The sequence below is a fragment of the Vreelandella venusta genome, from assembly GCF_044809155.1.
Classification (GTDB): Bacteria; Pseudomonadota; Gammaproteobacteria; order Pseudomonadales; family Halomonadaceae; genus Vreelandella; species Vreelandella venusta_B.
This window is the reverse complement of record NZ_CP085241.1, coordinates 1,544,330-1,568,852: the sequence shown is the minus strand read 5'-3', so window position 1 is coordinate 1,568,852 and position 24,523 is coordinate 1,544,330. Positions and strand designations below refer to the sequence as shown.

Below are 24,523 nucleotides of genomic sequence, written 5' to 3'. Positions count from 1 at the left end.
AGTACACTCGCGCCCAGTTAAATATTGAATTTTAGTGTCCACTTATCCAGTTACGGTCACTACTACCACTTTATTTCACCGATTACTTATTTCGAATTTCAAAGGATCTCGCCCATGATGAGCGTGACACCGATTCCCGCCCTTAGCGATAACTATATTTGGCTATTAAGACAAGATACCAGCCAAAGCGTTTGCGTCGTGGATCCCGGTGAAGCCGCGCCGGTCATTGAGATTCTTGAAAGTGATGCGCTACAACTAGACACCATCTTAATCACCCACCACCATCATGATCATACCGGTGGGTTAAGTGAATTGATTAAACGCTACTCCCCCCGTGTTATCGGCCCCGCAAACCCCTCCATCGAAGGCATTGATGTGACGGTAGGCGACGGTGATGAAGTAAGAGTTATGGGCCGTCTGTTTGAAGTCATGGCCACGCCAGGCCATACCCTAGACCATATTAGTTACTTTACGCCGGGTATACCTGCCCTGCTGTTTTGCGGTGACACCCTGTTTTGCGCAGGTTGCGGGCGCCTTTTTGAGGGTACGCCGGAGCAAATGCTCACATCACTAACAAAGTTCAGGGAACTCCCTGAGGATACCCTGGTCTTTGCAGCCCATGAGTATACGCAAGCAAACCTTCAATTTGCGCGTGCTGCAGACCCCAATAATGAAGACGTTACCTACGCTTTACAGGAGTGTGAAAAAGCACGGTCTCTCGATCGCCCCACATTACCCAGCACGATAGGACGCGAGCTGAAAATCAATCCCTACCTACGCGTGGGCACCGATAGCGTGCGCCAAGCGGCAGGCACTCAGGGAGCAAATGATGACGACCTCGCCACGTTCACCACTCTAAGAGAGTGGAAGAACCGTTTTTAAGAACGCTATCGAATAGAAACGAACCTACTATGACTTATCGAACGATTCGCCAGCGCTTATTACTAAGCGCTGGAAGCACATTAATGATGGGCCTTTTTTTGGCCGCGGCGGCAAGCTCACAAGCTTCTCCCACTGACCCAAACTATACGTATACCCCTGTTAATGGTGCGGCTGTCGAGGGTGATCATTCGAGCAGCAACACGCATTTTCAACCGACGGCTCTCCAACACCACTTCTGGGACGCCCTCGCGCTTGAGCCTCAGGATGCCTGGAGCTCGCTACGATCCAGCTTTCAATGGCAGGAAAAAAACCTGTCCGCCGATGCTCAGGCAAGAGTCGATGAGTGGATTGAATACTATCGCTCCAGCCCGCAGAACATCGCAGCCATCACCGAACGCGCCACACCATGGTTGGCTTGGATTGCCCAGCAGGTGAGTGATCGCGGGCTACCTGGCGAACTTGCCCTCATCCCCTTTGTGGAAAGCTCGTTTGACCCGCATGCTCGGAGTCATTTGGGCGCTGCAGGCCTTTGGCAGTTTATGCCGCGAACCGGTGATGCACTGGGGCTAGTTCGTAACGGGAATTATGATGGTCGCCTGGATGTAATTACTTCCACCAACGCTGCGCTGGACTATCTAGAGATGCAGGCAGACGAGTGGTATGAGGGTGATTTGATGCTCTCGTTAGCCGCCTACAATGCGGGTGCTGGCACGGTAAATCGCGCTCAGCGTCAAGCGCAGAATCAAGGCCTGGAAGGCCAGTATTGGGATCTTTCGTTGCCCCAAGAAACCATGCAGTACGTGCCGAAGCTCAAGGCTATTGCGACGATTATTAACGACCCCGATCAATATGGTGTTAGCCTACCGGATATCCATCCAGACCCTGCGTTTGCCAAAGTGCAGTTGGAGCAGCCAGTCAGCTTAGCTCAGGCGTCTCAACTGTTGGATGTGAGCCAGTCCGCGCTGGCCGAGCTAAACCCTGGCCTGCTAAACGGCAGCCTCGACCCACGCAGCGCACAAACGCTTTTAGTGCCTGAAGAGGTGGATACGCAGGTATTAGCTCAGCTTTCGCAGTCAGGCAACACTGCGCTCGCCTCAACTAGCACACCTTCCGTACATCGTGTAGAAAGTGGCGATAACCTTTCCACCATTGCCGCACAGTATAATATTGATCAACGAGACTTAATCCGATGGAATGCCATCGAACGCCCTGAGGCACTGCAGCCCGGGCAACGCCTGTTACTGTCGGCTCAGTAGCAGGAGTGAAGCTTGGCAGAATGATATACGGGCGGCATAACGGCTAAGCAGAGTTACTACAGGAAGTTAACTGATGGCACGCAGCGTAATGCTCAAGAAACTCGTGTTACTGATCAGCGCTCTGCTGCTGAGCTGTTCGCTAATGGCTTCAGAAGAAGTCACAGACAGCGTCAACACCGACCTCGTTGAAACGGTGCATGGGCTATCGCTTTACGATAGCCCAGAACTGCCGGAAGACTTTGCCTACTTTCCCCACGTGAACCCCCAAGCGCCTAAAGGCGGCTCTATTACCCATACCGCCGTGGGCGGTAGCTTTGACTCAACTAATCCCTTTATCATTCGCGGCACCCCCGCCACCGGCATTTCGCAAATCTACGACACCCTCATGGCCAGCAACCCAGGCGAGCCCTTTAGTCTCTATGGGTTATTAGCTCAAGGCGTACGTTTGGACCCGGAGCGCCAATGGATTGAGTTTGATCTACGCGAAGAAGCTCGCTTTCAAGATGGCGAACCGCTGACGGCCTATGACGTGGTGTTCTCGTTTGATTTACTCCGCGAAAAGGGCAATCCCTTCTATGCCAGCTACTACGCGGACGTCGAGCGGGTCATCGCGCTAAACGATCATCAGGTACGTTTCGAATTTAACGATACCGAGTCCCGGGAGTTACCGCTGATTGTCGCTCAGCTGCCGATCCTTCCCCGCCATTACTGGGAGCCCCGCGACTTTACCGCGCCGACCCTAGCGGCCCACCCTGGCTCTGGCCCCTATCGAATTAGCGAAGTCGACCCGGGTCGGCGCATCGTATACCAGCGCGATGAGAATTACTGGGGGAAAGACCTCCCGGTCAACGTAGGGCGCTACAACATTGACCGCGTGGTATACGAGTACTACCGAGATCGTGATATCGCCTGGGAAGCGTTTAAAGCAGGCCTGACTGACTTTCGTACTGATGCCCGTGCAGCCACTTGGGCCATCGGCTACGATTTCCCCGCTTATCGAGACGGCTTCATTAAACGTCTCACCGTACCTGATGTGAATCCCTCCATGATGCAGGCGTTTGTATTCAACCTGCGCCAAGAGAAGTTCCAAGACCCACGGGTGCGCGAAGCTTTGAGCCTAACTTTCGACTTTCCCTGGTTAAACACCAATATTTTCTACAATACCTATGCCCGCACGGAAAGCTTCTTTCAAAACTCGGAGATGGAAGCAGTGGGCACACCCTCGGCAGAGGAACTGGCACTATTAGAACCTTACCGTGAAGAGCTGCTGGCGTCGCATCAATCAGACCGACTGTTCACCGCACCGCTGCCGATTGATCACCCTAACGCGCTTCGTGAACGGCTAAGGTTAGCGTTAGATCTTCTCCGCGAAGCGGACTATCGGGTTGAGGATGGCGTGCTCGTGAATGCCGAAGGCCGCCCGCTGACGCTGGAGGTGCTACTTTACGACTCTGGATTGGAGCGCGTCGTACAGCCTATGCTGCGTAATATGGCGCGTTTGGGTGTTCAAACATCGCTGCGTATTGTGGATATTAACCAGTACCTTAACCGGGTGCGGGGCTATGACTATGACATGGTGATCAGCCATTTCCCGCAATCTAACAATCCAGGGAATGAACAGCGTGATTATTGGACCAGCGCCGCTGCAGAAGCGCCCCAGAGCCGTAATCGTATGGCACTGGCCCACCCTGCCGTTGATGCCCTGGTAGAACAGATTATTCGGGCTGATGACCGCGAATCACTGGATCATGCTACCCGCGCCCTTGACCGCGTGCTGCGCTGGGGCTTTTATGTCATTCCCCACTATCATTCAGGCGAATCACGCATCGCTGTGTGGGATAAGTTCGGCTATCCCGAGCCTTTCCCTGCTTATGCCATGGATTTAGATGCTTGGTGGGTCGATACCGAACGTGAAGCAGCGTTACAGCGACGCAATCGTCGCCGCTAGCGTTTCTGCCACTCAGTATCGCGCTTGACAATCGCTCACAAAAACAGCTTGTTTACCTAATTTTCGTGGAGTGCGCTGTGGCACGTTATACCCTACGCCGACTGCTACTGATGATTCCGACGCTGTTCGGCATCATGCTGCTTAACTTCATGATTGTGCAAGCCGCGCCCGGCGGGCCGATTGATCAGATGCTGGCGCGCTTTGAGGGCGCCAACGCCATGGCCAGCACACGGCTTGATATGGGCGGTGCGGACGTACAGGTCAGTGACGATTCCCGAGGGGCGCGAGGCATCGACCCACGTTTTATCGAGCAGCTAGAGCAGCAATTCGGCTTTGACAAGCCTGCCCACGAGCGCTTTCTTGGCATGATGGCGGATTACCTGAGCTTTGATTTCGGCACCAGTTTTTTTCGCGACCGCCCAGTGATCGATCTAATGATTGAACGTCTACCGGTATCGATTTCCCTTGGTTTATGGACCACGCTGCTGGTTTACATCATTTCCATCCCTTTAGGGATTCGCAAGGCATTGCGCCACGGCTCTCGCTTCGATGTTTGGACCTCAGGGCTGGTGATTGTCGGCTATGCAATCCCTGGCTTTTTGTTCGCCATCCTGCTGATCGTGCTATTTGCAGGCGGCACCTACCTAGATTGGTTCCCGCTGCGCGGGCTGACCTCGCCGGATTTTGCGGAGCTATCCGCCTGGGGCAAGGTAAAGGACTACTTCTGGCATATCACCCTACCGGTGATTGCCGCGGCTATTGGAAGCTTCGCCACATTGACTATGCTGACCAAAAACAGCTTTCTAGATGAAATCCATAAGCAGTACGTACTTACCGCCCGGGCCAAAGGGGCAGATGAGCAGCGCATTTTATACGGACATGTTTTTCGCAATGCGATGTTGATCATTATTGCAGGGCTTCCCTCTGCGATGATCGGTATTTTCTTTACCGGTGCGCTGTTAATTGAGGTGATTTTTTCATTGGATGGCTTGGGTCTGCTCGGCTTTGAAGCGGTGATGCAGCGCGACTACCCGGTAATTTTCGGGACGCTGTTTCTTTACACCGTGATTGGCCTGTTACTTAAGCTGATCTCGGATTTGACCTACGTGTGGGTTGACCCACGTATTGATTTTGCGTCGAGGGAGTCTTGATATGCGCGCAATCTCCTCACGCCTTTCACCGATTACCCTACGCCGGCTGGCGGCTTTTAAAGCTAATCGCCGTGCACATATTTCGCTATGGCTATTTAGCGTCCTCTTTATTATCAGCCTGTTTGCTGAGCTAATCGCCAACGACAAGCCCATCTTAATGCAGTACGACGGCCAGTGGTACGTACCGTTATTGGTCGATTATCCTGAAACCGAGTTTGGCGGTTTTTTACCCACCCGCACCGATTACCTGGACCCATTCGTTCAACAACAGATTAGCGATCACGGCTGGGCCATCTGGCCGATCATCCCGTTCTCTTACCAAACCTTAGATATGCAGATGACGCAGCCCTCACCAGCCCCGCCAGACAGCCGTCACTGGCTCGGTACCGATGACCAAGGTCGCGATGTACTGGCGCGCGTTATCTACGGTTTTAGGCTTTCCGTGGCGTTTGCTTTAGTGTTAACGGCGGGGTCGTTGGTGATCGGCGTTTTTGCCGGCGGTATACAGGGCTACTTTGGCGGCAAGGTAGACCTGATAGGCCAGCGTGTAACTGAGATTTGGTCAGGCTTGCCGGTGCTGTTCCTGTTGATCATTTTGGCTAGCTTCGTGCAGCCAGGCTTTTGGTGGCTGCTGGGCATTATGCTGCTTTTTTCCTGGCTGGGACTGGTCGATATTGTCCGTGCCGAGTTTTTACGTGCCCGCAACCTGGAGTATGTACGCGCCGCCAAAGCCATGGGCCTGCCGTCACGGCTCATCATGTGGCGCCACGTACTGCCCAATGCCATGGTCGCCACGCTAACCTTTATTCCGTTTATTTTTACCGGCGCCATTGGCACGTTAACCGCACTAGACTTCCTGGGTTTTGGCCTCCCGCCAGGGGCACCCTCCTTAGGAGAGCTCGCCGCTCAAGGAAAAAACAATCTGCATGCGCCGTGGCTTGGCATTACGGCCTTTATGACACTCGCCATCATGCTTTCCCTGTTGGTCTTTATCGGTGAAGGCCTACGTGACGCCTTCGATCCACGCCACGTTAAGCAACGCCCTACCACTGCCCAGGAAACGACCCATGTCTGAGCCAACAGCCAAACCGCTACTGCGTCTCGATGGGCTAACGGTAGCCTTCGACGGCAAGGTCGTCGTAGACGCACTATCGCTCACTGTGAACGCCGGCGAAACGCTGGCCATAGTGGGCGAGTCGGGTTCGGGGAAGTCGGTTTCCGCGCTAGGGGCTATCGACCTATTACCAAGCAATGCGGAAGTACGCGGCCAGCGCTGGCTAGAGGAGAGCGACCTTACACGGTTAAGCAAGCGCGACTGGGACGGCATCCGGGGCAATCGCGTAGGGTTTATTTTTCAAGAGCCGATGACCTCGCTCAACCCGCTGCATCGTATTGGCAAGCAGATTGGCGAAACCCTGCGACTTCACCAAGGCCTTAGCGGCCAGGCCGCTCGCAGCAAAGCAAAGACGCTGTTGGAGCAAGTCAAGCTGCCCCGTGCCGAAGAGCTATTGGACGCATGGCCCCATCAGCTCTCTGGCGGGCAGCGCCAGCGGGTAATGATCGCCATGGCGATTGCCAATAACCCCGCGCTACTGATTGCCGACGAGCCTACGACCGCCCTTGATGTGACGGTACAGCAAGACATTCTGGCGCTTCTGAAAGAGCTGCGCGACCACCATGGCATGGGTGTGCTGCTGATCAGCCACGACTTAAATCTCGTCCGTCGCCATGCCGACCGTGTCTGCGTGATGTACCAAGGCAAAGTGCAGGAAACCGGCAGCGTTGCTCAGGTGTTTAGCCATCCACAAAGCGAATATACCAAAGCGCTGATCGCCGCTGAGCCCGAAGGCCGCCCCGCTGAGCCAGTGAATACCACACCGTTACTGACGGCTCAGCAGCTGCGGGTCAGTTTTAAACGCCCTAAAACAGGTCTGTTTCAACGTCAGCCACCGGCATTTGAGGCGTTAAAAGCTACCAGCTTGACCATCGCCCCAGGGGAAACGCTGGGCATTGTCGGGGAGTCAGGTTCCGGTAAAACAACGTTAGCATCGGCGATTATGCGTTTGGTGGCTAGCCAAGGAGAGGTACAGCTAGGCGATGCAACGCTCAGCCAGCTCTCGGGAGATGCACTGCGCCGCCAACGCCATCGCCTACAAATGGTGTTTCAGGACCCTTACGGCGCCCTTTCACCCCGCATGCCGGTGTTTGATATTGTCAGTGAAGGGCTGCGCTTTCACTTCCCGACGCTGAGTGAGGCAGAAGTCACCGAGCGGGTGCACCGCACCCTGCGTGAAGTAGGCTTACCGGAGAGCTGCGCGGCTCGCTACCCCCACGAGTTTTCTGGCGGGCAGCGCCAGCGCATTGCCGTGGCGCGGGCGATTATTTTAGAGCCAGAACTGCTGGTGCTTGATGAACCCACGTCCGCCCTTGACCGCACCGTGCAAAAGCAGCTGGTGCTGCTGCTGCGAGAGCTGCAGGCACGCCGCCAGCTCAGCTACCTGTTTATCAGCCACGACCTTGCCGTTGTGCGCGCCATGGCACACCGCATCATGGTGCTAAAAGAGGGTGAAGTGGTAGAACAAGGCGACTGTTTAGAGGTGCTTGCCGCTCCTCAACACGCCTATACCAAGGCCCTTATCGAAGCTGCACACCTTCACTGAGAGCTTTGTATGTTTTGGCACTGATTCCGATATTTCCACTAGCTTGGCAAGGAAGCCAGATAACGGTATAAAATATCGTTCAATAAAACGCCGCCATCGGCAGGGAGCCCAAGGCGGCGCGCAGCAGGAGTCTTATCGCTTAAAAACTGGCGACCTCTTCTGCGGTAAGCTCACGCCATTCGCCGGGAGCTAGATCATCGGGCAGCATGACATCGCCAATCGAGCGGCGATGCAGGGCATTCACATGGTTCCCCAGGGCAACAAACATACGCTTTACCTGATGATAACGCCCTTCAGTAATGGTGAGTTCCGCCTGCTGCGGGGAAATAAACCGTAGCGTGGCAGGTTGCGTCGGCGTTTCTTCACCATCCAATAGAATGCCTTGTGCGACTTGCTCCACTGCCCACTGGGCAGCCTCGCCTTCCATCGGCTCGGCTAACTCTGCGACATACACTTTGGCGCAGCGGTGGCGTGGTGAGGTAACTCGATGAGACCACTGCCCGTCATCCGTCAGTAGTAACAAGCCAGTGGTATCGACATCGAGCCGCCCCACAGGCTGCAAACGCTCTACTTTGGGCAAATCGATAATATCGATCACTCGCGGGTAAAGCCCTCGTCGTGCGGTACACTCTACATCCAAGGGCTTATGCAGCATCACGTAGCGAAGGCCTACCAGGGCAAGTCTCTCGCCGTTAAGCCTTACATCGTCGTGTTCGGTATCTATGTGGGTAGCCGCTTTTTTAATGGGCTCACCGTTGAGCGTCACTTCACCGTTTTTTAGCGCGCGTTTGGCCAAACTGCGAGTAAGCGGCGTGGTTTCACTTAAAAAACGATCAAGGCGCATTATTGCCCCACTCCTGGCAGTAACGAAAAGTGGTCGGCATCTTGCCAGGCAGGAAATTTTTCACGAAAGGCATCGAGTTCCGTTTTATCTAGCGTCCCCGTTTCAATAAACGGAGTATGGGCGGGGTGGTCAATGAGCGGTTCGCCCTTAAAATCGACCAGCATGGAGTCGCCGCTATAAGCAAGCCCCTTGGCGTCTTCACCTACGCGGTTAACGCCTACTACATAGGCGAGGTTTTCTACCGCGCGCGCTTGCAGCAACGTCCGCCACGGGTGGCGCCGAGGAGCGGGCCAATTAGCCACGCACAGGATGGCATCATACTCGAAATGCTCGTCCTCTGCAGGCTGCTGGCGCATCCAGACGGGGAAGCGCAGGTCATAGCACACGCTGAGCTGTAGCTTAAAGCCCTTCAGCTCGACTATGTGACGCGCTTTGCCCATCCCGTAGCGCTCATGCTCGCCCGCCATGCGAAACAGGTGGCGCTTGTCGTAGTAGCTCAGCTCCCCGGAAGGCGTTGCCCACACCATACGGTTGTAGTACTGGCCATCGTCTAAAATCGCCACGCTTCCGGTCATTACGCAGCCCCTCGCCTTCGCCTGGGCATGTAGCCAGGCAACGCTCTGGCTCTCCTCCATAGGCTGGGCCATTTCTCGGGAGTTCATGGTAAAGCCCGTGGCAAACATCTCGGGCAGCACAATTAAATCGGTGTCGCGACTATCCAAATCACCGAGCAATGCCTCTAAATGCGTATGGTTGGCTTGGGGGTCTTCCCAGCGTAAGTCGCACTGCACCAGGCTGGTTTTTAATTGACTCATGCCGCGTCTCCTTTGCATCGGTGTCTTTATCAATTGTGTGCTAGATTAGCATTTTTATTTAATGAGGCTGCTATGCTTCCATCCGCTCCAAGGGACCCTGAAGCGGTCAAAGGCGTTATGTTTGGTTTGACCGCCTACACCATGTGGGGTTGCTTTCCGCTGTTTTTTGCCCTGTTTGACGGCATTCCGGCCTTTGAGATTTTAATCCACCGCATTTTGTGGTCGTGCCTGTTTTTAGTCGGGCTTATCAGCGTGCTGCGCCGGTGGCCACCGGTGGTGGCAGCGTTAGTCGAACCCAAACGCTTGGGCCGGGTGCTGGCCTGCGCGCTGCTGATCGCCTTTAACTGGGGTATCTACATCTACGCGGTAGAGAGCAAGCAGGTACTTCAAGCCAGCTTAGGCTACTTTCTCACTCCGTTGGTGAACGTGGCGCTTGGTATGCTGGTGCTGCGTGAAGTCATGGCAAAGCTTCAACTTGTGGCGCTAGGCCTCGCCAGCCTGGCGATTGCGATTCAATTTATCATGCTGGGAGAATTGCCGTGGATTAGCCTATTGCTTGCGCTGAGCTTTGGCAGCTACGGCCTTTTTCGCAAGCAGGTACCGCTGGATGGGCTATCAGGCCTCTTCGTAGAAACGCTGTTGCTGTTCCCGCTGGCGCTGATAGCCCTAACGTGGATGAGCTGGCAGGGCGAATCGCACTTTCTACACGATACCCCTATGTCTGCACTGCTTGTCGTCAGCGGGGTGTTAACCGCCCTACCGCTGATGGCGTTTGCCGGCGCGGCCCGCCGATTACGCTTAGCGACGCTGGGGTTCTTGATGTATATCAACCCCAGCATTCAGTTTTTAATCGCGCTGACCCTCTTCGGTGAGCCGCTTGGCCTTATTCAACTCGCCACCTTTTTGATGATTTGGACGGGGCTGGCGCTCTACTCTTGGTCGTCCTGGCAGTCACGCCCGCGCCAAGCTGTGGCTTGAACTCGGCAACGCTGCTTGCTCTGCAGCTAGGTTGTCGGTGTGCGGCGCCTTTTCAGGCTGGTAGCCCACGCGGAAGCCCCCCCAGTGCTTGCCGTTAATAAAAATCGGTACGGAAAGATCGTGCATGATCTCTCCCGTATCCCGCTTGTAGGTTTGCAGTAACAGAGGCTGCTGATGGGCACCGCAGCGACTGCCGGTGGGATCGTCGAATATCCGCTTGCTGCGGCAGTATTTAAGATCGTGCTCGTAATCGCCAGTGGGCTCCTGGCTAACCGCTGCATTGTGAGTAGGCACATAGCCATTCCGATCACAGGCTATGGCGTAGCTAAGGCCATATTCGCTGAGCAGCGGCTCTTGAAGTGTGGGTAGCTGCTGGTCAGTGAAACCATCAAAACCGGTATGGTAAAGCGGCGGCCGAGTATCGCTAATGGTCGCGTAATTCGGTTGGAACAGCGCAGCCTCTGCAAGCTCTCCCCGGGCGATAGCTTTTTCAAACAGTTTGCCGATACGATCGGCTGTTTGACGGGCCGCCAAGAATACTGTTTGATGCCGTCCCAACAGGCGCTGCTGGGCAAGCTCACCGTCAACACCTTCCGCCGCCTCCATCAGCGCCCGGGCCTGATGCGCCAACTCGTGCATGTTACGGTTGCCTTCATCCACATCGTCTTCCAATTGACGAAGGCTGTCAGCAACGGTTTGGCTGTGCTCTTTAGTACTGTTCATGGCGTCAGCTACGCTGGTGATTTCTTGCTGCACTTGATCAAACTCTTCAGTCATCGTTGCCAAACTGCTGCCTACCCGCTGCATACCTTGAGAACGCTCGCGCACGCGGGTCATCAAGTCCCCCATGGTCACTACTACGCTCTGCCCGCTTTGGTGCATATCCTTAACCAGTTCATCTACGCTTTGCGTGGCGGTGGAGGTTTTCATCGCCAAGTTGCGCACTTCACCCGCAACCACCGCAAAGCCCCGCCCATGCTCCCCAGCACGGGCTGCCTCAATAGAAGCATTCAATGAGAGAAGGTGCGTCTGTTCGGCAATGTCTTCGATCATCGAAGTCACACTGCGCACGCGTTCGATTTTATCATTGAGAGCGGTAAGCATCTCCAATGCTTGGCTGGAGCGTTCGGCCACTTCAGTCATGTCATGAATGATATCCGTCAATTCATCATGATTATGGTGGCTCGCTTGCCGTGCGCTCTCTGCAAGTGCGGCCACCTGAGTGGCACTGGCGCTGACCTGAACAATGGCAGCGTTGATCGCGCTCATGCTAGAGGAAGCCTCGCTCGCCATGCTCTCCTGTTTACCCAACCGCTGGGCCATCAAATCGGCGTAGTGGGAAACCTCGGTAGAAGCAATGGCCGTGCTGCTGGCACGGTTCATCAACCGATACGCCATAGCACGCAGTGAGCCATAATCACGCAGTGGTTTTAGCGGTGCAGGCTGCGCCAAGCGCTCTTCTCCTGCGTTGTAAATAGCGTAGAGCGCACTGGCAACCGCCGCTATACCTGCAAACACGGCGCACACAATCGCCGCGTAAGACCATGGCTCAGGCAGCGATACAAGCCAGGTAGCCGCAATAATGAGAAACAGTGGCACCAGCCAACGAAGTAGTCGCATGTGAGGCACTCTTTTTTAGTTGACGTTGTTGAGTCATAAACGATGCGATAGAGAAGATCGCTCTTCCTCAGTCAGCTTAACGGGTTATGCTAATGAAAGAAGTAGCACTTTGGGGGAAGAGCGCGATGTGTGGCTCACAATCAACGAGCCAAATGCCGTAATTCAGGGCGTAACGCGCTAAACTATCAGCCTTATTTTTAACGCTGCTCTTTTTCACACACGGCCCACGCCCAGGAGCTTATGTTCAAGCGCTACTTGCCCATCTTTAACTGGTTACCTCATTACCATAAGCGTTTGCTGGGTGCCGACCTTTTGGCAGGATTAATTGTGACCGTGATGGTCATTCCGCAATCGCTGGCGTATGCCCTGTTGGCGGGCCTGCCTGCGGTGGTGGGGCTGTATGCCAGTATTCTGCCGCAGCTGCTTTATACCTTTCTAGGTACGAGCCGCACCCTGGCGGTGGGGCCAGTGGCTATTATTGCGCTAATGACTGGGGCCGCCCTCTCGTCGGTGGCTGCTCCAGGCTCTCCCGAGTACCTGGAGGCTGCGCTGGTACTTTCACTGCTTTCTGGCGCCATTTTGGTGGCTATGGGGGCGCTGAAAATGGGCTTTTTTAGCAATTTTTTAAGTCACCCGGTGATTTCTGGCTTCCTGACTGCCTCAGGCATTTTGATTGCCGTTAGCCAGCTGGGTAGCTTACTGGGGGTTTCCAGCAGCGGCTTTACGTTAGTTGAGCGCTTAGTGACGCTGCTACCAAACCTATCTACGTTTAACCCTTACACCTTGGCGATTGGCGGTGGAACGCTGTTGTTCCTGGTGCTGATGCGCCGCTACGGCAAACAGAGCCTGAGAAAGCTTGGGCTATCAGCTTCCCTCGCCGATTTAATCACCAAATCAGGGCCAGTGTTGGCCGTGGTCATCACCACACTGGCTACTTGGCACTGGCAACTGGCTTATCATCAAGGCATCGCCATTGTGGGTACCATTCCCAGCGGTCTCCCGGCGCTCAGCTTTCCCTGGGGAGATACCTCGCTGTGGCGGGCGCTATTGATACCCGCCATGCTAATTAGCCTCGTAGGGTTTGTGGAGTCGGTCTCTATGGGCCAGATGCTGGCCGCCAAACGACGCCAGCGCATTTCTCCCAATCAGGAGCTAATTGGCTTAGGTGCCGCCAACCTCGCGGCGGGATTTACCAGCGGCATGCCGGTGACCGGCGGGCTTTCGCGCACCGTCATCAACTACGATGCCGGTGCACAAACCCCAGCTGCGGGGGCATTTGCCGCACTCGGCATTGCCTTGGTCACGATGGCCTTTACCGGCTGGCTTTACTATCTGCCCATTGCCACTCTGGCGGCCACCATCACGGTTTCCATTTTGACCCTGGTGGATATACCCATGCTGCGCCAAACCTGGCGCTATTCGCGCAGCGACTTTGCCGCCATGGCGGTCACCATTCTATTGACGCTGGTGGAAGGGATCGAAGCAGGCATTATCGGCGGGGTGACGCTCTCTATTGCGCTCTTTTTATACCGCACCAGCCGCCCTCACAGCGCTTTAGTGGGCCGAGTGCCCGATACCGAGCATTTTCGCAACATAGAGCGGCACGACGTGGAAACAGTGAGTAACGCGGCCCTGTTACGCATCGATGAAAGCCTCTATTTTGCCAATGCCCGCTATTTAGAAGACACCGTCTATAACCTTGTCGCCAGCCGCCCTGAGCTGGAACATGTCGTGCTGATTTGCTCTGCGGTCAACCTCATTGATGCTTCTGCCCTAGAGAGCCTGGATGCCATTAATGCTCGCTTAAAAGACTCCGACGTCAAACTGCATCTCTCGGAAGTGAAAGGGCCGGTGATGGATCAGCTAAAGAAAAGCGACTTTTTGGATGCCCTGACCGGGCGAGTATTTCTCAGCACTTACGCTGCATGGCGGGAATTCTCTTAACTTATTCAACGCATAACTTACTGAAAAGCCAGGCACTTGCCTGGCTTTTTTTGTATAGCGAAGAACACTTTGCGGCTGCCCCATAGAACAGCGTTGACAGCTCCTCTGGCCTTACCTACTATCACTCGACCACTAAGCAAAACCAAATACCGCATAGCAAAACATAAAGTAACTGAACGTAACCAATCCAAAAGCAACAACCACAATAAAGGAGCATTTCAATGCATCCGTTCGCTCACCGCCTACTCGTCGCTGCTCTTCCCCTCTCTCTATTAGGCGCAGCGGTCAGCCATGCCAGTGAGGTAGAACTCCCAGGCACTATGGCTTGGACCGCCTACGGCACTAACTCCAGCGGCTACGCCCAAGCCGTTGCCATTGGCAACATGCTGCAGAATAAGTACGACTCTTCTGTGCGCATTCTGCCTGGCGATAACGATGTCTCCCGTATGACGCCCCTGAAGCAGGGTCGTGTTGACCTGTGCGCCTGCGGTATTGCCAGCTACTACGGCGTCGAAGGGGTCATGATGTTTGCTGACCGCGACTGGGGCCCGCAGCCGCTGCGCGTAATTACTACCTCTACCGCGTCGTTTGGTCTGTCACTGGCCGTGGCGGGTGATTTGGATGTTGAAACCCCCGCCGATTTAGCAGGCAAACGCATTGCTTATATCCGTGGTGATGATGCTCTAAACAAAGGCACCGAGGCGTACCTTGCCTTCGGCGGCCTAACCTGGGATGACGTTGAGCGCGTTGACTACCCCGGCTATGCCCGCTCTTTCGACGGCATTATTGCTGGCGATGTGGACGCCTCTTTTACTACCACCGTTACACCGCCCGCTCAGCAGCTCGCGAGCAGCCCACGGGGGGTTAGCTGGCCGGTACTTGACCCTAACGATGAAGCTGGCTGGGAACGCATGGCGGCGGTAGCACCCTATTTCCGCCCCCATGAAGTCACCGCCGGTGCAGGCGGTATTAGCGCCGACGACCCGGTACCCAGCGCCAGCTACCCGTACCCGATCATCGTCGCCAACCAAGATCTTGATGACAGTGTCGCTTACGGTTTAATCAAAGCGATGCAGGAAAACTACGACGACTACAAAGATAACGCACCAGGTGCAGTGGGCTACGCGCTGGAGTACCAGGATCTGCAGTGGGTAATCCCTTTCCACGACGCAGTGGTGGAGTACTACAAAGAGATCGACGTGTGGACCGATGAGATGCAGGCACACCAAGACCAACTCGTTGAGCGTCAAGATGTGTTGATACAAGCCTGGGAGCAATTTATGCAAGACGCCCCCAGCGATGCCGAGACGTTTACCACCGATTGGATGGCTGTCCGCGCCACAGCGCTTAGCAATGCTGGATTCGAGCCGATCTTCGAGTAACTCGCCATGGGGCGGTGTCCGCCGCCCCTGCTGATTGATGGAACGCCCTATGACCACTGAAACGCCCACTGCCAGCACACCGCAGGTTAAAGAAAAAATCAGCCAAATACGCGAGCTGCCCTCGGCCCTTCGCTGGGTACCTGCCACCGTCACCGTGCTATTAATGATGATGACGCTGGACTACTTGTTTAACGTGGGCTGGCTCACGTTTGTGACCGGGCTAGAAACCCAATTTTACTACGCAGTGGTGGCGCTTCTGCTGCCGCTCGTGTTTCTGCTGTGGCCGATGCGTAGCAGCCTGCAGGAGCAATCGATTCCCTGGTATGACTACCTGTTGAGCGCCGCGACGCTCATCATAGGCGGCTACTTTGTTTACAACGCAGTGCCTATCCTTGAGCGCGGCTGGGCATTTGCAGCACCGGATACCGCGATCTATGCCAGCTACGCTTATTGGGTACTGATTATTGAAGCCGCCCGCCGAGCGGGTGGTTTACCCATTGCCATCATTGCGGGCGTGTTCTCCCTTTATCCCTTAGTGGCCGATATTGTGCCCGGCCCTATTCAAGCGTTTCCGTCTAGCCTCTCTGAAACAGCCATGTACCACACCATGAGCACTGAGAGCATCATGGGTGTTCCGCTACAAGCCTTTGCGGGCTTGGTGATTGGCTTTCTGGTGTTTGGCGTGGTGCTGCAAAAAAGCGGCGGCGGCAAATTCTTCATTAATTTGGCCTTTGCGCTGCTAGGGCATGTGCGCGGCGGCCCCGCAAAAGTATCGATTTTCTCAAGCGGCTTAATGGGCTCCATGAGCGGCAGCGTGATTAGCAACGTGCTGACTACCGGAGTGCTCTCAATTCCCGCAATGCGCCGCATTGGCATGAGCCGTTCGTTCGCAGGGGGTGTTGAAGCCTGTGCATCCACGGGCGGTGTACTCATGCCACCGGTTATGGGGGCAACAGCCTTTGTGATGGCGATGTTCTTAGACATCCCCTACTCAGCGGTTGCCTTAGCAGCGGTTATACCCTCGATACTCTATTTTCTGGGACTGTTTATCCAAATTGATGCCTATGCTGCCCGCAATGATATTAAGGGGCTGCCTGCTGTCGAGCTGCCATCAGTTTGGCAAACGCTGAAAGAAGGCTGGTATTTCATTTTTGTCTTCGGCCTTCTAGTTTGGATGCTGCTGGTTATGCAACGTGAAGCCGTTGCGCCTTTTTACGCAACCGCCCTGCTGTTAGTACTTAACCAGCTCTCCAAGCAGAACCGCTGGGGCTGGAAAGATGTCTCCGACACATTGTCGTCTGCGGCCAAGCTGTTTGCCGAACTCATCGCCATTCTCGCAGGCGTTGGCATGTTGGTCGGCGCGCTCTCGATGACCGGCCTGTCGGGTACCATTGCCAACGACTTTATCAACATCGCCGGTGGCAGCGTGCCGCTGCTGCTGATTATGGGTGCGGTCACCAGTTTTGTATTGGGCATTGGTATGACCGTCACCGCGGCCTATATCTTCCTGGCGGTGGCGCTCGCCCCTGCGCTGATTCAAGGCGGCGGTCTGGACCCCATGGCGGTGCACATGTTCATCCTCTACTGGGGCATGCTCAGCTTTATCACGCCGCCCGTGGCACTGGGTGCCTTTGCCGCCGCCACCGTGGCCGGTGCCCGCCCGATGGAAACCGGCCTTCAGGCCATGCGCCTAGGCAGCGTGATTTACTTTATCCCCTTCCTGTTCGTGCTGAACCCCGCGCTGATCATGCAGGGCGAACCATTGATGATCATTGCCGTGTTTATCCAGGCAGTCATCGGCATCATTCTGTTTGCCTCTGCCATGCAAGGGTATCTGATGGGTGTTGGGCGATTGGGCTACGGCGCGCTGCAGGAAATCGTCATTCGCGCGCTAGTGCTCATCGCGGGCCTGCTGTTGGCGCTACCCGGTGGCGGCATGGTGCCTTTCAGCCAGTGGGAATTAATCGGCTTAGCCACAGCGGCGCTGCTACCGGGCGTGGTGTTAGCCCGGCTTAGCCAACGCCATCACCAGCGTTCGCTCACTGCAAACGCTTAATGCCACCTTCGAGGATATTTATGAGCACAAAAACAACCCTCACCCTCGTACTCAGTAGTTTAACGGCAGGCCTTCTGGCGGCTGGAAGCGCCAGCGCGATGCCTAACACGCTGAACTGGACAGCTTATGGCACCGGCACCAGTGGCCATGCGCAGATTATGGCCATCAGCCAGCTGCTGCAGGAGGAGCACGGCACTCAGTCCCGCGTCATTCCGGGTGAAAACGACACCATGCGCATGACGCCGCTGAAAACGGGACGCGTGGATCTCTGCGCCTGCGGCATTGCCAGCTACTACGGCTCTGAAGGCGTGATGATGTTCGCCGGGCCGGACTGGGGCCCACAGCCTATTCGCGTGATTTCCACCTCCATGGCGAGTTTTGGCATAGGCATGGCGGTGGCAGGCGACGTAGAGATGGGTTCCATCGCTGATCTGGAAGGTAAACGGCTAGCCTACCTGCGCGGCGACGACGCGCTGAACAAAGCTGCTGAAGCCTACCTAGCATTCGCAGGTTTGACCTGGGATGACGTTGAACGCGTCGACTTCCCCGGCTACAACGCCGCCTTCGACGGCATTATCAGCGGCCGTGCCGATGCCGCTATTACCACCACCGTGACACCGGCGGCGCAGCGGTTAGCGGCGAGCCCCCGTGGCTTGCAGTGGCCGGAACTGCCAACTGACGATGAAGTAAGCTGGGAACAGATGCTGGAAGTGGCGCCCTACTTCCAGCCCCACGATGTAACGTCAGGCGCGGGTATTAACGCTGAACAGCCGCTGGCCAGCGCCAGCTATCCTTACCCCATTCTAGTGAGCAACGCAGATTTAGCCCCTGAAACGGTCACCGGCTTGATCATCACGCTGGTGGAGTCGTTTGACGACTATAAAGATAACGCCCCAGGGGCTAGCGGCTATGCCCTTGAGAATCAAAACATGACCTGGGTAGTGCCGTTCCACGATGCCGTGGTGGCGTACTACCAAGAAAGCGGTGTATGGACCGATGAAATGGACGCCCACCAAAACGCCCTGGTGGAGCGGCAACAGCTGCTAATGGACACCTGGGAAGCCTATCAAGCCGATGCCCCCGAAGACGAAGCGGCATTTATCGACGGCTGGATGGAAACTCGGCGCGTCGCCTTACAAGAAGCTGGGTTAAACCCCGTTTTCTGATGTTGCTTCAATCACGACGGAAGTCATTACCTAAGGCCGCCTCTGTGCGGCCTTTTGTTTAGCCATTCATATTCCGCAATGCAAAACGTTGTTTTGCATTATTGACTCCAACGGCGTCTTTCGCCATGATCACTTCATTCCGAATAACAACTTTAAATTTCATATAGCGAAATACGGGAGCCACTATGAGTGTTCACTACCAGCGACATGGCGAGGTCGGCGTCATCAGTATCGCTAACCCGCCCGTCAACGCATTGAGCCAAGCGGTGCGTAGCGGCTTGCTCAGCGCCCTGGAAGAGGGGTTGGCCGACCAGCAGGCCCAAGCACTGGTGGTGATGGCAGAGGGGCGCACCTTTATTGCGGGTGCCGATATACGTGAATTTGGCAAGCCACCTCAAGCGCCACTGCTACCGGATGTCATTACACAGCTAGAAGCCTGCCCTAAACCGCTCATCGCATCGCTACACGGCACCGCGCTGGGCGGCGGCTTGGAAGTTGCGTTGGGTTGCCACTATCGTGTTGCGCTGGCAGGCACACGCGTTGGTTTACCGGAAGTGAAGCTTGGCTTACTGCCCGGCGCAGGCGGTACTCAGCGGCTGCCCCGTTTGGTAGGTGTGGAAAGATCCCTAGAAATCATCACCAGCGGGCGCTTTGTAGACGCCGCTGAAACGCAGGATATCGGCATTATCGATGCCATCAGCGATGCCCAAACACCGCTGGAAGCGGGTTTGGCAGCGGCAAAAGAGGTATTAGCGGGACAACAGCAGGCGCGCATCACCGGTCAGCTACCCGCTCCAGAGGCCAACCCCAAGGCCATTGCTGCCATGCGAGAACAGCTTGAAACCAGCGTACCGGCACTGTTTTCACCGTTTCGCATTGTGGACGCCATTGACGCCTGCACCAAAGCGGCGTCGCTGGAAGAGGGTTTGCGTCGCGAGCGTGAGCTGTTTCTTGCCTGTATGGATTCCCCGCAGCGCGCAGGGCTGATTCACCTGTTTTTTGCCGCTAGAAATCCCCATGTCGTCCCTGGCGTAGACAATGCTGAGCCCTTTGCGCAGATCGCCCTTATCGGTGAGCACCCGCTGTTTGAGACGCTTCACACCGCCGCCCAGCGTGCCAACATAACGCTTACCGATACCCCAAACGATAGTACTGAGCTGTGCCTGCTCGCCCCTGGCGCAGACGCAAGCGCCTGCCCTTCTCAAGCGGTCACCGTAGCGCTGCAGCTACTTACCGCAAATGCCTCAACATCGCCTCTCAGCCTAGTGTTTGCCGAGCGCGGCCCGTTCCATGAGTTAGTGAATCATCACGCCAGCGCGACCGACCAGCAGCGGGTGGCTTTAACACTCAAAGCGCTGCGGGCCAACGTGGTGGTGAGCAAGTCGCCTAGCGTACTGAGCACGCTTTATAACGCCACAAAGCAAGCGCCCGACCACGACGCTCAGTCAGCCATGGAGCAAGCGAGCCTGACGCTAGCGCAGCAAGGTGCCTTCTACCGCGAGAGCGATATTGACCTGCTAGCGGTGGAAGCGTTGGGCTACCCACGCCATTTGGGCGGGCCGCACCGCCAAGCCACCCTGAAATTCACTTTATCGACGCCTTCCGAGGATGCACACTCATGAACCTGACGTTTAGCCCCGAAGAGCAGGCATTCCGCGAGGAAGTCCGCCGATTTTTAGCCGATGCACTGCCGAGCGACATCCGTGAGCGCGTGCGCCTTGGGCTGCATCTGCGCGCCGATGACCACATTCGCTGGCAGAATATTCTTAGCGATCAAGGGTGGCTTGCCGCCAACTGGCCCGTTGAGCACGGCGGTCCAGGCTGGGGTCCGGTGCAGCGGCATATCTTCGATGAAGAGTGTGCCGCCGCCCATGCCCCTACGGTGGTGCCCTTTGGCGTCAACATGGTCGCGCCAGTGATTATGAAATTCGGCAGCGAGGAACAGCAACAGCACTACCTGCCGCGGATTCTTAATAACCAGGACTGGTGGTGCCAGGGCTATTCTGAGCCGGGTGCTGGTTCGGATTTGGCGGGTTTATCCACCCGCGCCGTGCTCGATGGCGACCACTACATCGTCAATGGCCAGAAAACCTGGACGACCCTAGGCCAGCACGCCAACATGATGTTCTGCTTGGTGCGCACCGACCCCCACGCAAAAAAGCAGGCGGGTATCAGCTTCTTACTGATCGATATGCAGACCCCTGGCATTACCGTACGGCCGATTATCACCCTCGACGGCGCTCATGAAGTCAACGAAGTGTTTCTCGATAATGTGCGCGTGCCGGTAGAAAACCGCGTGGGTGAAGAGGGCCAAGGCTGGACCTGCGCCAAATTCTTGCTTACCCACGAGCGTACCGGCATTGCCGGGCTTGGCCACGCCAAACAGGCGCTGCGCCATTTGAAATCCCTCGCCTCTCGTATGCAGCATCGCGGCAAACCACTTTTATCGCTACCCAGCTTTCGTCAGCGGGTGGTCAAAGCCGAGCTTGAGCTGATGGCGCTGGAAGTGACCAACCTGCGCGTGATTGCCGCAGCGCGAGATGGCGGAGTGCCGGGGGCAGAGAGCTCGCTGCTAAAAGTACGCGGCTCGGAACTGCGCCAAGAGATTAGCGAGCTTACCCGCCGTGCGCTTGGCCCTGCTGCCCTGCCGTTTTTCCCCGAATTTCTCCATGGTGATGAATCGCTGGCTGATGAATACGCCCAAGGCGCTGCCGCCAGCGCCCAGTATTTTAATCGTCGCAAGCTGTCGATTTATGGCGGTGCCAACGAGATTCAAAAAAGCATCGTCGCTAAAACCATTTTAGGAATGTAAGGGGGTCACCATGAATTTTGCACTCACCGACGAGCAGCGCATGCTCGAAGAGACACTGACACGCTTAGTGGCCGACCAGGTAACGCCCGAGCAGCGCCGCGCTATGCTGGATGCGCATGCCCAAGGGGCCAGCCCACTCTGGAGAACGTTCGCAGAATTAGGCCTGCTGCATATGCCGTTTAGCGAAGACGTCGGCGGGCTAGGCGGCGACGGCACCGATGTAATGATTATTATGCAAGCGTTGGGGCGCGGCTTAGTGCCAGAAGCGTACCTGTTTGGGTTAGTCATGCCCGGGCAGCTGCTTGCGCTATGCGCCAACCCCGCACAGCAGGAGCGCTGGCTGGCCCCGCTGTTGGAAGGTGAACACCAGCTCGCCTTGGCTTGGCATGAACACACCGCCCGCTATGACGCTTTCGATATTTCGACCCAAGCGAGCCAACAAGATGGCCAGTGGAAGCTTAACGGCCGCAAAGATGTCGTAATGAACCTCGGCAATGCCGCCGCCACGCTGGTGACCGCCCAACTGCCTACCGGCAAGATAGGCGTGTTTATCGTCCCTGCCAATACTCAAAGCGTCACCTTGCAGACCTACCGCACGATGGATGACCAGCCCGCCGGTGACCTAACGTTGAACAGCGTGACTCTGCCGCTAGAGAACTGCCTAAGCGAAGACGCAGGTGACGCACTGGCAGAGGTGCTGGCCCTGGGCCGCGCCGCGCTGTGTGCCGAGGCCATCGGCGCGATGGAAATTGCCTGCGACCAAACCCTCGCCTATTTAAAAGAGCGCAAGCAGTTTGGCCTGCCGCTGGCCACGTTCCAGTCACTGCAGCACCGCATGGTGGACATGCACCTTCACCTAGAACAGTCGCGCTCCATGGCGATTCTCGCCACCACCAGCCTCTCGCTGCCTGCTGACGAGCGGGACTATAAAATCGCCGCGGCCAAGGCCTACTGCGGCGAGTCTGCGCGCTTTATTGCGGAACAAGCCATTCAGCTTCATGGCGGCATGGGTATGACCGAAGAGTGCTACGTGGCCCACTACGCCAAACATTTGGTGATGTTTGACCACTACCTGGGCGACAGCGACTATCACCTTGAGACGGTGAGCGAACAGCTCGACGCCGCCTAAGGAGAAGCTCATGCACAGTGAAGAAACGTCACTTGTACGCCTTGAGACTACCGAGGGCGGTATCGCCGAAGTGACCATTGCGCGCCCTGCGGTGCGCAATGCCCTCAACGAGCCTACGGCCTTGGCGCTCAATAACGCATTAGCCACCGTGGCGGCTGACCCGCAGGTGCACTGCGTGATCCTCAGCGGTGAAGGTAGCGCCTTTTGTGCCGGTGCTGATTTAGCGGAATTCGAAAAAGCCTCTACCCAACCTGCCAGCGAGCGGCTTGCAACGCTTTTTCTGCCTGCGCTGCGCAGTATGATGACGATGGAAAAGCCCGTAATCGCCGCGGTGAGCGGCGCTGCCGCGGGGATTGGTGTGTCCTACGTGCTGGCCAGCGATATGGTGGTGATGGGCCGCTCGGCTTACCTAAAACTGGCCTTTATCAATATTGGCTTGATTCCCGACGGCGGCGCTTGCTGGCATTTGGTACGCAAGCTTGGCCACGCCCAGGCCTTTGAGATGGCGGCACTGGCTACCCCAATGGATGCCGAGCGCTGTGTGGCGCTGGGCTTGGCCAACCGGGCAGTGGAAGATGATCAGGTGTTAGCGGAAGCACGAGCGCTGGCACAGGCCCTGGTGGCTCAGTCACCCCAAGCGCTGGGAGCAACAAAACGAGCCATGCGACAGGCGGCGAACCTGCCGTTAGACGACACGCTAACGCTTGAAGGCGTACTGCAGGATGAGTGTAAGGCCACCGAGGATTTTCACGCTCGCGTGGCTGCTTTTCGTCAGCGCCGCCGCAATTGATCCAGCGCTTGTTGGTAATCCGCACGCAGCGTGGCTACTTCATCGGCCACGCTGTTCAGTGTGGTAATGCCCCCCACCCCTTGCCCGGCACCCCAAATATCCCGCCACGCTTTTGCCTTGCTGCTGCCGCCTGATCCATAGCGCATGGCGCTTTTGTCGCCCTCTGGCAGTGCCTCTGGGTCAAGTCCGGCCAGCTCGATGCTTTGGCGCAGGTAGTTTCCGTGCACGCCGGTAAACAGGTTGGTATAGACGATATCCCCCGCAGCAGCTTCCAGTACCATCTGCTTGTATGCGGGCTGAGCATTGGCTTCCTGGGTGGCAATAAAGCGCGTGCCCATATACACCATGTCCACGCCCAGCGCCTGAGCGGCAGCGATCTGCTCACCTTTGGTAATCGCCCCAGCCAGCACCAGCGGGCCATCGTAAAACTGCCTGACCTCCGCCACAAAGGCGAAGGGGTTAAGCCGCCCCGCATGGCCGCCTGCCCCATGGCAGACCAAAATTAGCCCATCCACCCCGGCATCGATGGCTTTTTTAGCGTGCCTGAGAGTGGTCACGTCGTGAAATACCATGCCGCCATAAGCGTGCACTTGCTCGACCACCCGATTGGGCGCATGCAGGCTGGTAATGATCAGCGGCACCTTGAACTCAGCGCATAGCGCCACATCGTGATCCAGACGGTCATTGGTGGGGTGCACGATCTGATTCACCGCAAACGGCGCGGCGGGCTGCTGCGGATTCTGAGCGTTATAGTCGTCTAAGGTATCGGTAATCTGCTGCAGCCACTCCCGAAGCAGTTCCGCAGGCCTGGCGTTCAGCGCCGGAAACGCGCCAATAATCCCCGCCTTACACTGGGCAATCACCAGCTCAGGGCCAGAAACGATAAACATGGGAGAGCCGATAACCGGCAGCGTCATGGAGGCAGTCAGTTGGGTTAGCATACGTGGCTCATTATCATTGTTTGTAAGCCCATCAGCGTAAAAGCCCCAAAAAAGGGGTTTTAAAGCATGGCCAAAATAGCTGGCATGGCCGGAAAAGCCCGTAGCGGGGGTCTTTCGCCATGGCAGGTAACACGTTTCTGACGTTACCA

At 56.2% G+C, this 24,523-nt stretch carries 19 protein-coding genes; 15 read left to right on the top strand and 4 right to left on the bottom strand.

The features are described from left to right. Positions 1-114: 114 nt before the first annotated feature. The 6 genes from gloB to LG301_RS07385 all read left to right on the top strand — a co-directional run bounded on the left by gloB (position 115) and on the right by LG301_RS07385 (position 7,897). Complete coding sequence (gene gloB / locus LG301_RS07410; protein WP_404474732.1) at positions 115-882, top strand: hydroxyacylglutathione hydrolase; 768 nt, start codon at positions 115-117, stop codon at positions 880-882. A gap of 29 nt (positions 883-911) precedes the next feature. Beyond that, on the top strand, positions 912-2,138 hold the full coding sequence (locus tag LG301_RS07405) for a transglycosylase SLT domain-containing protein (protein ID WP_404474730.1): 1,227 nt from the start codon (positions 912-914) through the stop codon (positions 2,136-2,138). A gap of 73 nt (positions 2,139-2,211) precedes the next feature. Further along, on the top strand, positions 2,212-4,086 hold the full coding sequence (locus LG301_RS07400; protein ID WP_404474729.1) for an extracellular solute-binding protein: 1,875 nt from the start codon (positions 2,212-2,214) through the stop codon (positions 4,084-4,086). A 77-nt stretch (positions 4,087-4,163) separates the two neighbouring features. Further along, positions 4,164-5,237: a microcin C ABC transporter permease YejB gene (locus LG301_RS07395; RefSeq protein WP_404474727.1), complete on the top strand. Its 1,074-nt coding sequence runs from the start codon at positions 4,164-4,166 to the stop codon at positions 5,235-5,237. Position 5,238: 1 nt separating this feature from the next. Beyond that, positions 5,239-6,312 carry an ABC transporter permease gene (locus LG301_RS07390; protein ID WP_404474725.1) on the top strand — a complete coding sequence of 358 codons (1,074 nt, stop codon included), beginning with the start codon at positions 5,239-5,241 and terminating at the stop codon, positions 6,310-6,312. Beyond that, positions 6,305-7,897: an ABC transporter ATP-binding protein gene (locus LG301_RS07385; RefSeq protein ID WP_404474723.1), complete on the top strand. Its 1,593-nt coding sequence runs from the start codon at positions 6,305-6,307 to the stop codon at positions 7,895-7,897. The genes LG301_RS07390 and LG301_RS07385 overlap by 8 nt, the downstream gene beginning before the upstream one ends. A 139-nt stretch (positions 7,898-8,036) precedes the next feature. On the opposite strand, the gene LG301_RS07380 is transcribed toward LG301_RS07385, so the two are convergent. Both LG301_RS07380 and LG301_RS07375 read right to left on the bottom strand, forming a co-directional pair. Then, positions 8,037-8,741 carry a pseudouridine synthase gene (locus LG301_RS07380; protein ID WP_263068972.1) on the bottom strand — a complete coding sequence of 235 codons (705 nt, stop codon included), beginning with the start codon at positions 8,739-8,741 and terminating at the stop codon, positions 8,037-8,039. Beyond that, positions 8,741-9,556 (bottom strand): amidohydrolase, encoded by an 816-nt coding sequence (locus tag LG301_RS07375; RefSeq protein WP_404474721.1) that lies wholly within the window; start codon positions 9,554-9,556, stop codon positions 8,741-8,743. Before LG301_RS07375 ends, LG301_RS07380 begins: the two co-directional genes overlap by 1 nt. Positions 9,557-9,628: 72 nt before the next feature. On the opposite strand from LG301_RS07375, the gene rarD reads away from it, so the two are divergent. Then, positions 9,629-10,534, top strand: coding sequence for an EamA family transporter RarD (gene rarD / locus LG301_RS07370; protein WP_404474719.1), 906 nt, complete (start codon positions 9,629-9,631; stop codon positions 10,532-10,534). Here rarD and LG301_RS07365 read toward each other — a convergent pair. Next, positions 10,508-12,154, bottom strand: a complete 1,647-nt coding sequence (locus tag LG301_RS07365; RefSeq protein ID WP_404474716.1) for a methyl-accepting chemotaxis protein — start codon at positions 12,152-12,154, stop codon at positions 10,508-10,510. The genes rarD and LG301_RS07365 overlap by 27 nt on opposite strands. A 240-nt stretch (positions 12,155-12,394) precedes the next feature. Here LG301_RS07365 and LG301_RS07360 point away from each other — a divergent pair, with 240 nt between their 5' ends. The 8 genes from LG301_RS07360 (at position 12,395) to LG301_RS07325 (ending at position 23,433) form a co-directional block, all read left to right on the top strand. Next, positions 12,395-14,098, top strand: a complete 1,704-nt coding sequence (locus LG301_RS07360) for a SulP family inorganic anion transporter (protein ID WP_404474714.1) — start codon at positions 12,395-12,397, stop codon at positions 14,096-14,098. Positions 14,099-14,319: 221 nt separating this feature from the next. After that, on the top strand, positions 14,320-15,480 hold the full coding sequence (locus LG301_RS07355; RefSeq protein ID WP_404474713.1) for a TAXI family TRAP transporter solute-binding subunit: 1,161 nt from the start codon (positions 14,320-14,322) through the stop codon (positions 15,478-15,480). Positions 15,481-15,529: 49 nt separating this feature from the next. Beyond that, a complete protein-coding gene (locus tag LG301_RS07350) occupies positions 15,530-17,536 on the top strand; it encodes a TRAP transporter permease (RefSeq protein WP_404474711.1) in 2,007 nt (668 codons plus the stop codon). 20 nt (positions 17,537-17,556) lie between these two features. Then, a complete protein-coding gene (locus LG301_RS07345; RefSeq protein WP_404474709.1) occupies positions 17,557-18,702 on the top strand; it encodes a TAXI family TRAP transporter solute-binding subunit in 1,146 nt (381 codons plus the stop codon). A gap of 185 nt (positions 18,703-18,887) precedes the next feature. After that, on the top strand, positions 18,888-20,324 hold the full coding sequence (locus LG301_RS07340; protein ID WP_404474708.1) for an enoyl-CoA hydratase/isomerase family protein: 1,437 nt from the start codon (positions 18,888-18,890) through the stop codon (positions 20,322-20,324). Beyond that, complete coding sequence (locus LG301_RS07335; RefSeq protein ID WP_404474706.1) at positions 20,321-21,514, top strand: acyl-CoA dehydrogenase family protein; 1,194 nt, start codon at positions 20,321-20,323, stop codon at positions 21,512-21,514. The genes LG301_RS07340 and LG301_RS07335 overlap by 4 nt, the downstream gene beginning before the upstream one ends. 10 nt (positions 21,515-21,524) lie before the next feature. Continuing rightward, complete coding sequence (locus LG301_RS07330; protein ID WP_404474704.1) at positions 21,525-22,643, top strand: acyl-CoA dehydrogenase family protein; 1,119 nt, start codon at positions 21,525-21,527, stop codon at positions 22,641-22,643. A gap of 10 nt (positions 22,644-22,653) precedes the next feature. Further along, complete coding sequence (locus LG301_RS07325) at positions 22,654-23,433, top strand: enoyl-CoA hydratase/isomerase family protein (protein ID WP_404474702.1); 780 nt, start codon at positions 22,654-22,656, stop codon at positions 23,431-23,433. On the opposite strand, the gene LG301_RS07320 is transcribed toward LG301_RS07325, so the two are convergent. Beyond that, a complete protein-coding gene (locus tag LG301_RS07320; RefSeq protein ID WP_404474700.1) occupies positions 23,415-24,374 on the bottom strand; it encodes an NAD(P)H-dependent flavin oxidoreductase in 960 nt (319 codons plus the stop codon). The two genes, LG301_RS07325 and LG301_RS07320, sit on opposite strands and share 19 nt — an antisense overlap. Positions 24,375-24,523: the final 149 nt, after the last annotated feature.